The organism is Streptomyces sp. NBC_01537 (assembly GCF_045040445.1).
Lineage (GTDB): Bacteria > Actinomycetota > Actinomycetes > Streptomycetales > Streptomycetaceae > Actinacidiphila.
This window is the reverse complement of the sequence record NZ_CP109392.1, coordinates 1,648,788-1,660,895: the sequence shown is the minus strand read 5'-3', so window position 1 is coordinate 1,660,895 and position 12,108 is coordinate 1,648,788. Positions and strand designations below refer to the sequence as shown.

General features: G+C 70.5%; 11 protein-coding genes and 2 pseudogenes. 9 read left to right on the top strand and 4 right to left on the bottom strand.

Features of this window, described 5'->3' with window-relative positions:
• The first annotated feature begins 155 nt into the window (after window positions 1-155).
• On the top strand, window positions 156-758 hold the full coding sequence (locus tag OG607_RS07785) for a hypothetical protein (protein ID WP_405720367.1): 603 nt from the start codon (window positions 156-158) through the stop codon (window positions 756-758).
• On the opposite strand, the pseudogene OG607_RS07780 reads toward OG607_RS07785, so the two are convergent.
• A pseudogene (locus tag OG607_RS07780) lies at window positions 748-1,134 on the bottom strand (IS5 family transposase); the annotation flags it as partial. The gene OG607_RS07785 and the pseudogene OG607_RS07780 overlap by 11 nt on opposite strands.
• The gene (locus OG607_RS07775) at window positions 1,098-1,814 is read right to left on the bottom strand and encodes a hypothetical protein (protein WP_405720365.1); all 717 of its coding nucleotides are present in this window, start codon (window positions 1,812-1,814) and stop codon (window positions 1,098-1,100) included. The pseudogene OG607_RS07780 and the gene OG607_RS07775, both read right to left, overlap by 37 nt.
• Before the next feature lie 300 nt (window positions 1,815-2,114).
• Between OG607_RS07775 and OG607_RS07770 the strand changes: the two are divergent.
• Window positions 2,115-2,418: pseudogene (locus tag OG607_RS07770) on the top strand (hypothetical protein); the annotation flags it as partial.
• Here OG607_RS07770 and OG607_RS07765 read toward each other — a convergent pair.
• Entirely contained in the window at window positions 2,336-3,334 is a 999-nt protein-coding gene (locus tag OG607_RS07765; RefSeq protein WP_405720363.1) for a helix-turn-helix transcriptional regulator, read from the bottom strand. The pseudogene OG607_RS07770 and the gene OG607_RS07765 sit on opposite strands and share 83 nt — an antisense overlap.
• A gap of 100 nt (window positions 3,335-3,434) precedes the next feature.
• Between OG607_RS07765 and OG607_RS07760 the strand changes: the two genes are divergently transcribed.
• Window positions 3,435-4,022, top strand: coding sequence for a DinB family protein (locus OG607_RS07760; protein ID WP_405736614.1), 588 nt, complete (start codon window positions 3,435-3,437; stop codon window positions 4,020-4,022).
• Between the two features lie 118 nt (window positions 4,023-4,140).
• Entirely contained in the window at window positions 4,141-5,292 is a 1,152-nt protein-coding gene (locus OG607_RS07755; protein WP_405720361.1) for a serine hydrolase domain-containing protein, read from the top strand.
• 19 nt (window positions 5,293-5,311) lie between these two features.
• On the opposite strand, the gene OG607_RS07750 is transcribed toward OG607_RS07755, so the two are convergent.
• Window positions 5,312-6,535 (bottom strand): acyl-CoA dehydrogenase family protein, encoded by a 1,224-nt coding sequence (locus tag OG607_RS07750; protein ID WP_405720359.1) that lies wholly within the window; start codon window positions 6,533-6,535, stop codon window positions 5,312-5,314.
• A gap of 91 nt (window positions 6,536-6,626) precedes the next feature.
• On the opposite strand from OG607_RS07750, the gene OG607_RS07745 reads away from it, so the two are divergent.
• The 5 genes from OG607_RS07745 to fabG are packed head-to-tail and all read left to right on the top strand — an operon-like array spanning window position 6,627 to window position 12,089.
• Window positions 6,627-8,117, top strand: a complete 1,491-nt coding sequence (locus OG607_RS07745; protein ID WP_405720357.1) for an aldehyde dehydrogenase family protein — start codon at window positions 6,627-6,629, stop codon at window positions 8,115-8,117.
• Window positions 8,118-8,166: 49 nt separating this feature from the next.
• Entirely contained in the window at window positions 8,167-9,759 is a 1,593-nt protein-coding gene (locus OG607_RS07740) for an AMP-binding protein (protein WP_405720355.1), read from the top strand.
• Entirely contained in the window at window positions 9,756-10,931 is a 1,176-nt protein-coding gene (locus tag OG607_RS07735) for a thiolase family protein (RefSeq protein WP_405720354.1), read from the top strand. The genes OG607_RS07740 and OG607_RS07735 overlap by 4 nt, the downstream gene beginning before the upstream one ends.
• Window positions 10,928-11,326, top strand: coding sequence for a Zn-ribbon domain-containing OB-fold protein (locus OG607_RS07730; RefSeq protein ID WP_405720352.1), 399 nt, complete (start codon window positions 10,928-10,930; stop codon window positions 11,324-11,326). Before OG607_RS07735 ends, OG607_RS07730 begins: the two co-directional genes overlap by 4 nt.
• A gap of 16 nt (window positions 11,327-11,342) precedes the next feature.
• Entirely contained in the window at window positions 11,343-12,089 is a 747-nt protein-coding gene (gene fabG, locus OG607_RS07725; RefSeq protein WP_405720350.1) for a 3-oxoacyl-ACP reductase FabG, read from the top strand.
• Window positions 12,090-12,108 lie beyond the last annotated feature (19 nt).

Below are 12,108 nucleotides of genomic sequence, written 5' to 3'. Positions count from 1 at the left end.
GGACACGCACGTCCGGAACACTCGTGCGAGGGGGTGTGAATCAGTAGTTCCTTGGGGGGAAGCCGATGCTCCGAATCCACTTCACGGATGCCGACTTAGAGGTCGTCTCGATTGGTGCTGCTCAGCGCTGAAAGAGGGTGTCGGAGGACAGAGCCGTGCTCCATGATCGCCTCATGTCGAATCCTGCTTCATTCCGCGATCAGAGCAACTGGACCGATGGCTTCTACGAACTGGCCATCGAGGTTGGATCAACCGATGACGCCCGGGTTCAGGAAGTTCTGGGCGCGGTGTGGTCCGCAGCGGGTGTGCAGGGATGCTTTGCGTTCCGAGACCGTGAGCCCGAGGAACAGGAGCCCGTGTCGTGCTCGGCCGCCTCCCTGGCCGAGTACGGACACCTCCGCGGTCAGGTGCGCCTGCCGACCGGCCAGCTGGCGGTGTGCGGTTGCGTGGCGATCCGCGGGGGCGATGAGAGCAGTGACTGGCTGGACTTCTATGTTCCCGTCGGAGCGCTGAGCAAGGCGGGTATCGCCTACTGGGACGGCCGGCCGTTCTTCAGGTCCGCCGTCATGGACGACTGGCTTGCAGCCGTAGGGGCCGGGGCTTTCCGCCATACGCCTTTCAGCCTCGCCGTGATCGGCTTTGAAGTCTCTGGATGCACCGATGCGGCGACGTTGGCGGGCAGGCTGCCGGAGTCACGCCGGATCGGGTACCTGCTTCCGCAGGAAGGAGTCCTGCACTACGGGGCGGCTAACGACTGAGCCCGGACACCCTGGGCGGGCATGACCTCCGGTAGCAGATCAGGAGGCAGGAGATGCCGACGAAGGCGAGAAAGTGCTCGGCCTTGCGCTCGTAGCGGCGGTGCAGGCGGCGGCATCCGTTCAGCCAGGACATCGTCCGCTCGACCACCCAGCGGTGCCGGCCGAGACGGTCGGAGGATTCGATGCCGCGACGGGCGATGCGCGGCACGATCTGCCGACGGCGCAGCCAGCCTCGCAGGTGGTCGAAGTCGTAGCCCTTGTCCGCATGGAGCTTGTCCGGGCGGCGGCGCCTTGGCCCGTAGCGGGAGCGGATTGGCGGGATGCCGCGCATCAGCGGGATCAGGGCCTGGCTGTCGTGCAGGTTGGCGCCGGAGATGCCCACTTAGCGGTGGCCCAGGCGTGAATCACGTCGAAGTCAGGGTCAGGCCCGGTGTGCATAGCCGGATTCCCCCGTACTGCATACGCCGGTAGGCGGGCTTCGTTCAGGTAGGCCGGGGAGAGTGACAGGCTGAAGCGTTTCTCGATGACGCCGAGGGTGCGCCTGTAAGCGGTCGTGTAGTGCTCACCCTCAGCGGCGCCGGGCGTGGCGCCGTCGGGCCCAAGCACCTGTGCAGCAATGAGGTCGGGCAGCAGCAGGTCCGGCTCCCGGCCCCAGCGGTGAGTCTCCTCCTTGAGCCCGAGCCCCCAGGTGAGCACGCCGTCACGGGCGTAATTGACGGTGGCTGGTGGATGTTCCTGCATCGGCACGTAGTGGAAGGTCTCAACGCCGTTTCGGGAGATCTCCGTTAAGCGGTCGCTGCCAGTGGAGTCCCCGTACTCCACTGCGAAGGACCAGCCCGCGCACTCGCCGACCCGCACGACACCATCACCGTCCGCGCCTGGCCGGTACTCCTCGATCCCAAGGTCCCACACCTCGGCATCGGTGATCGGCTCGCTCGCCCCGTCGGGAGCGCCTCCCATGCGCAGGGCCAGCCCCTTCGCGGATATCCCGCGCGCGAACACCACGCTGGACATCCAGTGCTCCAGATCGGCCAACCACTGAATACCGTCACCCACGACGACACCACCCCTTGCCAGCACGAGTTAGTGATCACGCTTCTCAGCCCGCACCCTAACCAGCGCCACTAACAAGCCGAACCCCCACCGCTCACCCTGCAGCGGATCACGTATGAGCGCCCGTGAGCCAGGTTGACAAGGCTCAGTGAGCCCCTTTCAGCGTTGCCGCTGATCGGGTGACGGCGGCAGGGTGCGCCAACACACGAGGGATCCCGTGCCGTTGAGGGATGTGTTCGAAGTGTCAACCCATCGGTGGGGGAGCCTCGTTGGTTCCCTGCCCTGCTGAACGCGACCGCTGCAAGCGACGGCTCCGCCAAGTGCCGGTGCCACGGCGTGAACGTGCAGGTCGTGAGTGTCCCGACCGGCCACGTGCTGTGGATCTCGCTGTCCTGCCGGGCCGGTGCGATGACCTGGCCGCGGCACGCAGGGGGCACCCGTCGAACGTGGGACGGCACGATTGAAATCTTGGAAGATCTTCCGCAGGCCACGCAGCAGCCCCAGGAGAGGAGCGCTGAAAACGCTCATTGGATCGGGGGCGGCGTGGTGGGCGGGTCGGTTGTGGCATTGGCGTAGCGGCGGGCCAGACACGCGACGGCGTCCTTGAGCTCGGCCGGGCCGACGACCTCGAAGCCGGCGTCGAAGCTGCCGATGGCGGCGGCCAGGCCGGGCCAGGACCACGAGCCGAGGATGAGCCGGCAGCGGTCGGGGCCGAGTTCCTCGACGACTCCGTCGCGGATGTGGCGGGAGACGGCGGCGGCGGGGAGGTCGAGGATCACCTCGCCGCGGCAGGGCCAGCCGCCGGAGCCGGCGGAACCCTGGAACCGGCTGGTCACGAAGGCGGCCACGTCTCCTCCGGGCAGTTCGCGCGGGGTGAAGCGGGGCCCTGTGGGGGTGCGCGGGGTGATCCGGTCGGCGCGGAAGGTGCGCCAGTCCTCGCGGTCGAGGTCCCAGGCGACGAGGTACCAGCGGCCGCCCCAGGTGACGAGGTGGTGGGGCTCCACCCGGCGGGCGGAGGGTCCGGGGCTGTCCTTGACGGGGGTGTGGTCGAAGCGCAGCACTTCGCGGGCGTGGACGGCGGCGCTGAGCGTCATGATCACGCTGCTGCCGACCTGTGGGTTCGGCCGGATCGCGGTCCGCTCGACGGCTGTGACCTGGAGGGTGTCGATGCGGTGGCGCAGCCGGGCGGGCATGACCTGCCGGACGGTGGTCAGCGCGCGGGCCGCGGCTTCCTCGATGCCGGCGCCGGTGGCGGTGGCGATCTGGAGTGCGATGGCCAGAGCAACGGCCTGCTCGTCGTCGAACAGCAACGGGGGCAGTTCCGCGCCGGCGTCGAGCCGGTACCCGCCGTCGGGGCCCTTGAAGGCCACGATGGGATAGCCGAGCTCGCGCAGCCGGTCGACATCGCGGCGCACGGTGCGCGGGCTGACGTCCAGCCGGTCGGCCAGCAGCGACCCGGGCCAGTCCCGGCGCGCCTGGAGAAGCGAGAGCAGCGAGAGCAGTCGGGCTGAGGTCTTCGGCATGACTCCAGATTGCCCTGAGAAGCGGCCAGAACCTGGCCGCTTCTCCTGCGATTGTTCTCTCGTGCCAGACAACGAGAACAACCGGAAGGGCCCGATCACCATGACCGCCACGACCACGCCGACCACGCTGACCTCGACTTCCGACGCCGAGCGGGCCGACCTGCTCGCCGAGCTCGCGACCGCGCGATCGGCCCTCACCAACACCGTGCGCGGGCTCAGCGACGAGCAGATCGGCCAGCGCCCGACGGCCAGCGCGCTGTGTCTGGGCGGGCTGATCAAGCACGTCGCGTCCACCGAGGAAGGGTGGATGCGCTTCGTGGTCGACGGCCCGTCGGCGATGAGTTTCGATCTGCCCGACGGCGTCACCTGGGCCGACCTCATGGCCGGTACCGCACGCGAGCTCCCGCAGTGGGCGATCGACCGCGAGAACGACTTCCGGATGCTGCCCGGCGAGACGCTGGCCGGGATCATCGAGCGCTACGAGCAGGTCGCCGCCGCCACCGAGAAACTCATCGCCTCCGTGCCCGACCTGTCGGCGACGCACCCCCTGCCGGAGGCGCCCTGGAGCGAACCCGGAGGGGTGAGGAGCGTACGCCGGGTGCTGCTGCACGTCATCGCCGAGACCACCCAGCACGCCGGGCACGCGGACATCCTGCGCGAGACCCTCGACGGGCAGACCTCGACCTGACATCCCGGGCCTTCGCCCGGTGTGATGCATTCACCGCTCCCTCTGCGCGTGGCGGCCGCACCTGTGCGTGTCCGGCGGCGACAGTGGCCGGAAACCGCTGCCGGAGGTGTGTCGCGCTGTGAAAGTCCGATCCGTGGTCCTGGCCGTCTCGCTGCTCCTCGGTGTGAGTGCGTGCGGCGAGGAGGCCTCCCGTGACAGCCTCTCGCGTGAGCAGGTCGCACAGAGGAAGGCCGCGCACGGGGACTCGCAGAGGGAGCGGCTGGCCGCCGACAGCGCGGCCCTCCTGGCCAACGGCGTGCCCGGGGTGGTGGTGGTCACGGCCGAGAACGGCCGGCAGACCTCCACGGCGTGGGGCGAGGGCGAGGTGGCCACACACACGCCGCTCGCCGTGAGCGACAGATTCCGGATCGGCAGCGTGTCGAAGTCCTATGTCGCGGTGATCATGCTCCAACTGGCCGACGAGAAGAGACTGAGCCTCGACGACACCGTCGAGAAGTGGCAGCCCGGCCTGGTCCCCAACGGCGCGCAGATCACGATCCGCCAGCTGCTGAACCATTCCAGCGGCATTCCCAACTACGAGGACAACCCCGCCTACCTGGCGCCCTACCTGGCGGGCGACGTCACCCGCGTCACCACCCCGCAGCAGCTCGTGGCCCTGGCCAACGCGCTCAAGCCCGCCTTCGCGCCCGGCACGGGCGCGGCGTACTCCAACACCAACTACACCGTGGCCGGGCTGATCATCGAGAAGGCCACCGGGACCTCACTGGCCCACCAGTTGGAGCAGCGCATCTTCAAGCCGCTCGAACTGCGCTCCAGCTATCTCCCGACCGCCCCGGAGATCGCCGGACCACACGCGCACGGCTACTTCGTGATCGGCAAGCCGCCCGCCAAGGCGACCGACGTCACCCGCTTCAGCCCCTCGATCGCCTTCGCGGGCGGCGGCATCGTGGCCACTGCGGGCGACGTCTCCGCCTTCTACCGGGCGCTGCTGGGCGGCCGGCTGCTCCCGCCGGCCCTGCTGAAGCAGATGATGACCACCGTCACCGGCAGCAAGGGCGAGAAGTTCGGACTCGGCCTGGTGCCCCGCACACTGCGGTGCGGAACCGTCTGGGGGCTCGACGGCAACTTCCCCGGGTACCTGGTGCAGTCCTACGCGAGCCAGGACGCGAAGCGCCAGGCCACGATCGCCCTCAACCTCGACCCCAACTCCATGAGTCAGAAGGCGGCCGCCGCCACGGAGAAGCTGTTCGAGGACGCCTTCTGCGGGTGAGGGAGCTTCGCCTCTGCGTCTACGCTCGCGGCTCGCGCGGCAGGCCGAGGACCTTCTCGGCGAGGATGTTGCGCTGGACCTGGGACGTCCCGGCGTAGATCGTGCCGGAGAAGGCGATCTGGTACGTCGTGGACCATGAGGCCGAGGAGTTCGCCGCTCCCGGGTCGTCGGTGCGGTACGTACGCAGGGGCGGGCGGCCGGCCGGGATCTGGGCGTGCATGCCCATGATGTCCATGGCGAGGTCGGTGACCTTGGTGTGGTACTCGCTCCAGAAGAGCTTGGAGACGGAGGACTCGGGGCCGGGCTGGGCGCCCTTGAGCCAGCCGGTGAGGACGCGGTAGCCGAGGTAGCGCATGATCTCGACCTTGGACCAGCACCAGGCGATGCGCTGGCGGATGACGGGGTCCTGGTCCTTGCCGTAGAGGCGGGCCAGCTCGATGAGGCGCTCGACCTCGGCCTTGAAGAGGATGGGGTTGGTGGCGGCCTCCTCGCCCCGCTCGACGCCCAGGAGGCTCTGTGCGACGGCCCAGCCGTTGTCGACGCCGCCGACGACGAGGTCGGCGCGGGTGCGGGCGCCGGTGAAGAAGACCTCGTTGAAGTGGGGGCGGCCGTCCATCATGCGGAAGGGGCGGACCTCGACGCCGGGCTGGTGGAGGGGGACGAGGAGGAAGGAGATGCCGCGGTGCCTGGGGGCGTCGCGGTCGGTGCGGGCCAGGACGAAGATCCAGTCGCAGTGCTGGGCGCCGGAGGTCCACACCTTCTGGCCGTTGATCACCCACTCGCCGGTGTCCGGGTCGAGGTCGGCGCGGGTGGTGAGGGAGGCCAGGTCGGAGCCGGCGCCGGGCTCGGAGTAGCCCTGGCACCAGGTGTCCTCGCCGCTGAGGATGCGCGGGAGGAAGTGGTTCTTCTGCTCCTCGGTGCCCCAGCGCAGCAGCGTGTTGGCCAGCATCTTCACGCCGAAGGTGTCCTGCGGGAGGCCGAACGGCACGCCCGCGCGGGCCAGTTCCTCCATCAGGACGACCTGGTGCAGTTTGGACAGCCCCCGGCCGCCGTACTGCTCGGGCCAGGCGACGGAGAGGTAGCGCCGTTCGGCCAGCCGGGTGCGCCAGTCGCGGGCGAAGGCCCAGGCGGCGTCCTCGTCCAGGGCGCCGATGCCGTGCCAGCCGGCGGGCAGCCGCTCGGCGAGGAAGGCGGTGACCTCGGCGCGGAACGCCTCCGTCTCGGGCGGGTAGCTGATGTCCACCGGCGGTCGCTCCTCTTGCTCCAGAGACATTGATTACCTGAGCTGAATAGGTTATCTATTTAAAAGGATTCTGTACACGAGGAGGCGCGGCATGGTCACGGTCGACGTGGAGCTCCATCGGCGCAAGGCCGAGCAGGACCTGCCGCGCCCCCGCCTGATCATCGGCGGCGAGGAGCTGACGGAGGCGAGCGGCGGGACGTACGAGCACGTCAACCCGGCCACCGGCCTCGTCCAGTCGCGCATCCCGCTGGCCGGTCCCGCCGAGGTGGACCGGGCCGTGGCCGCCGCTCGCGCCGCGTTCCAGGTGTGGGGGACGATGCGCCCCGCCGAGCGGCGAGGGCTGCTGACCCGGTTCGCCCAGCTGATCCGCGACCACATCGAGGACTTCGCGGCCGTCTCGCCGCTGGAGAACGGCGTCTGCGTCGGCGGCTGGGCGGACAACGTGGGCCGCGCCGTCGCGGAGTGGACCGAGTACTACGCCGGCTGGGCCGACAAGATCGAGGGGATGGTCGGGGCCGCGTACAGCCCGTACGAGAACGTCGAGTACACCGTCGCCGAGCCGTACGGCGTGATCGGCCACATCATCACCTGGAACTCGCCCGCGCTGTCCCTGGCCATGAAGGTCCCGCCCTCGCTGGCGGCCGGGAACACGGTCGTCATCAAGCCCGCCGAGAGCACCCCGTTCTCGGCCCTGCTCTTCGCCGACCTCGCCCGGCAGGCCGGCATCCCGGACGGCGTGATCAACGTCGTCACCGGGCTGGGGGATGCGGGGGAGGCCCTGGTGGGCCACCCCGGCGTCGACAAGATCTCCTTCACCGGCGGCCCGGCCACCGCCCGCCGGATCATGGCCACCGCTGCGCGCAGCCTCAAGCCGGTGCTGTTCGAGCTGGGCGGCAAGTCCGCGAACCTGCTGTTCGCCGACACCGACCTGGACCTCGTCACCCCGTACTGCGCCGCCTTCGCGATGAGCAACTCCGGGCAGGGCTGCGCGCTGCCCACCCGGCTGCTGGTCGAGCGTGCGATCTACGAGGAGGTGGTCGAGCGCGTCGTCGCCACCGTCGCCGCCCTGCCCGTCGGCGATCCCCTCGACCCGGCCACATACGTCGGCCCGCTCATAAACGCGGTGGCCCGCGACCGGGTGCAGGCCATGATCGAGCAGGCCATCGCGGACAAAGCCGGGCGGCTGGTGCACGGCGGCGAACGGATCGAGTCCGAGGGCTGGTTCGTGGCCCCGACGGTCTTCGCGGACGTCGACAACACCAGCGACCTGGCCCAGCGGGAGGTCTTCGGGCCGGTGCTGGCGATCACGCCGTTCGACAGCGAGGACGAGGCGGTCGGGCTCGCCAACGCCACCGAGTACGGCCTGTCGGCGTACGTCCAGACGGCCGACATCCGCCGCGTCAACCGGCTGGTGCCCCGGCTGAGGGCGGGCACGGTGTACGTGAACCCCGGCCCCAACCCGATCACCTGCGCGGCCACGCCCTTCGGCGGGGTCGGTGCCAGCGGGTTCGGGCGCGAGGGCGGCAAGGCGGGCCTGGACGAGTTCATCCAGGTCAAGGGAGTCGGCATCGGCCGGCTGTGAACGTACTCGACGCGGCAGACGCAACCCGATACGAGGAGTGAGCAGGGCAGTGACTTCCACCCGCCGGATCACCATCGGCGACACCATCCGCGAGCACAGCCGCTCGCTCCCCGGCCGGACCGCGCTCGTCGACGGGCCGGTGCGCCTGACCTGGCCCGAGCTCGACGAGCGCACCAACCGGCTGGCCAACGCCCTGCGCGGCGCCGGCGTCGGCCCCGGCGACCGGATCCTGTGGCTGGGCCAGAACTCCTTCCGGGTCTACGAACTGCTCGGCGCGGCCGCCAAGATCGGCGCGATGGTCTGCCCCGGCTACTGGCGCTGGGCCGCGCCCGAGATGGCCTTCGTGGTCGAGGACTTCGACCCCCGGGTCGTGGTCTGGCAGGACGAGGAGATCGGCGACACCGTACGCAAGGCACGGGCCGAACTCGGCGACGGGCAGATGGCGTTGTGGCTCCGGCACGACGCGGAGGAGGAGGGCGAGGACACGTACGAGTCCTTTCTCGCCGCCGGGTCGCCGGACGACCCCGGCGACGACCTCGGGGAGGACGTCGACCCGGACGCCGCGCTCCTGGTGATCTACACCGCCGCGATCACCGGCCGTCAGTGCGGCTCGATGCTCTCCCACCGCAACCTCCTCGCGATGGGCGTCTGCGCCGCCTGGATGGGCGACATCGGCCACGAGACCGCATTCCTGAACTCCGGGCCCATGTTCCACATCGGCAACTACCAGTTCTGGGGCATCCCCGCCTTCGTGCACGGCGGAAAGAACGTCGTCGTACGCCGGGTGGTGGCGGAGGAACTGCTGCCGCTGCTCGCCGAGGAGCGCTGTACGCACGCCTACCTCATGCCCCCGACCATCGCCCAGCTGGTCGCCCTGAACAAGGACGCCGGCCACGACCTCTCCGCCATGCGCGCCAGCATCGCCGCCCCCGTCTGGCAGGGCACCATCCCCACCGACACCAGCCGCTTCACCCGCAACGGCGGCGGCGAGGGCAAGGGCTACGGCCAGACCGAGGTCACCGGCTTCGCCGTCACCGGCGCCTTCGGCGGCACCGGCACCGGCAACGCCGGACGGCCCGGGCCCTTCGTGACCGTACGCATCCTCGACGAGCGCGGCGGGGAATGCGAGGTGGGCGAGGCGGGCGAGATCTGCGTACGCGGCGATCTCGTGCACCTCGGCTACTGGAACCGGCCGGCGGTGAACGAGGAGCGCTTTCGCTTCGGCTGGTGGCACACCACCGACCTCGGGCGGCGCGAGACGGACGGCACGATCAGCTTTCTGGGGACGACGACGCGGATGCTCAAGTCGGCCGCCGAGAACATCTTCCCGGCCGAGGTGGAGAACTGCATCGAGTCCCACCCCGCGGTGAAGGAGGCGGCCGTCATCGGCGTTCCCAACGAGCGCTGGGCGCAGGACGTCAAGGCGGTGGTGGTGCTGGCGGAGGGCGGGGACGGCGTGAGCGCCGAGGAGATCATCGAGCACTGCCGGGCGCGCATCGCCTCGTACAAGAAGCCCAAGACGGTGGAGTTCATCGACGTGCTGCCGCGCACCGCCGCCTTCGGCAAGGACTACGACGCCCTCGACGCCCGCTTCGGCGGCGGCGGTTACCCCGGCCGGGACTCGCTGGGGGCGGGACGATGACGGCGTCGGCCTCGGCCCGGCAGGCGGTCATCGTCGGCATCCACGCCACCGAGCAGGCCCTGTCCCTCCCGCACCGCACCGCCATGGACCTCGCCCTGGAAGCTGTCCAGGGCGCGATATCCGACGCCGGGCTGACCCCCGCCGACATCGACGGCGCCCAGGCGGACTGGCCCGGCCCCGGCGGCGTACCGGGCGAGGGCAGCTCCTGGGCGCGAATGCTCGGCGGGGGCAGGGACCTGCGCTGGACGAGCGACTCGATGCTGGACAACGCCGGTTCGCGCGGTCTGCTCAAGGCGGCGGCCGCCGTCCGGGCCGGGTACGCGGACACGGTGGTCGTCGGCGGCTGCAGGCTGGTCTCCCGGGGGCCGGACAACGCGCCGGTCGGGGCGGGGGTGCCGCTGGAGTTCACCGATGTGTGGGGGTCGTACGTCGTCGCGCAGTTCGCGCTGGTGGCCGCCCGCCACATGCACGAGTACGGCACCACCCCACGCCAGCTCGCCGAGGTCGCCGCCACCATCCGCAACAACGGAACGACCAACCCCGAGGCGATGATGTACGGGCGCGGCCCCTACACGGCCGACGACGTGCTCGCCTCCCGCCTGGTCGCCACCCCCTTCCACCTCCTCGACTGCTGCATCGTCGGCGAGGGCGGCGCCGCCCTCGTCGTGACGACCGCCGAGCGCGCCCGCGACCTCCCGCACCCGCCGGTCGCGGTGCTCGGCGGCGGCATGGAGTACCACCAGGCCGCGTACGCCAACCCCGCCCTCTACCGCGAGATCGGGCAGATCGGCAGGGACGCCGCTGCCCGCTCCTTCGCGATGGCCGGCATCGGCCCGCAGGACGTGGATGTCTTCTCCCTCTACGACCCCAACTCCTTCGAGGTCATCCGCCAGTTGGAGGCCCTGGGCGTCTGTGCCGAGGGCGAGGGCGGCCCGCTCGCCGCGAGCGGCGCCATCGCGCTCGACGGCAAGCACCCGGTCAACCCGGACGGCGGCTGCCTGTCCTACGCCTGGAACGGAACCCAGCAGATGACCCTGAAAGTCGTCGAGGCCGTACGGCAGTTGCGCGGCAGCGCCGTCCACCAGATCGACGGGGCCGAGATCGCGGTCGTCGGCAACGCCGGTTCGGGCGCGCAGCACTACGAGATGTCGGTCCTGGGGAGGGCCCGATGAGCCTCAGGCCGGTACCCGTCCCCGGCTCCCTGAGCCGCCCCTTCTGGGAGGCCGCCCGGCGCGGCGAGCTGGTCGTCCCGCACTGCCCGGCGTGCGGCCTGCGCTTCCTCGTGCCCGAGCTCGCCTGCCCCGGCTGCCTGTCCCGCGACTGGGCGTACGAGCCGAGCAGCGGCCTCGGCACCGTCTACTCCGTGACCGTCGTCCACCGTGTGCCCGGGCCCGGCTTCGACACGCCCTTCGCCCTCGCGGTCGTGGACCTGGACGACGGGGCCGTGCTGCTGACCCACGTCGTCGGCCGCGCTCCGGACGAGGTGGCCATCGGCATGCGCGTACGCGTGGACTTCCGGCCGCTGACGGACGAGATCACCCTCCCGTACTTCGTACCGGCGACCTGAGAGGACACCGCATCACATGGGACTGCTGGAAGGCCGGAGCGCGGTGGTCACCGGAGCCGCGCAGGGCATCGGCTACGAGATCGCCCGGGTGCTCGGCGAGGCCGGGGCGTCAGTCGTCATCGGCGACATCAACGAGGACGCGGCCGGGCAGGCGGCGGAGCGGCTCGGCAAGCTGGACATCGCCGCGACGTCGAGGCGTTGCGACGTCACCGACGAGGACGAGGTCGCGGCGCTCGTCGCGCACTGCGCCGACCGCTTCGGGCCGGTCGGGGTGATGGTCAACAACGCGGGCATCACCCGGGACGCGACCCTGCGCAAGATGGCCGTCGCCGACTTCCGCGCGGTGATCGACGTCCACCTCACCGGTGCCTGGAACGGCACCCGCCACGCCGCCCAGGCGATGCGGGAGCACGGGCACGGCGGCAGCATCGTCAACATCTCCTCCATCTCCGGCAAGGTCGGCAACTTCGGCCAGACCAACTACAGCGCCGCCAAGGCGGGCCTCATCGGCCTCACCAAGGCCTCCGCCAAGGAACTGGCTCGAGCAGGGGTGCGGGTCAACGCCGTACAGCCCGGGCTGATCCGTACCGCCATGACCGAGGCCATGCCCCGGGAGGCCTGGGACGCCAAGATGACCGAGATCCCGATGGCCCGCGCCGGCGAACCTGCCGAGGTGGCGCAGGCGGTGCTCTTCCTCGCCTCCGACATGGCGAGCTACATCACCGGGGCCGTTCTGGAGGTGACCGGTGGCCGGTACATGTGACGAACCGAGTGAGGCGACG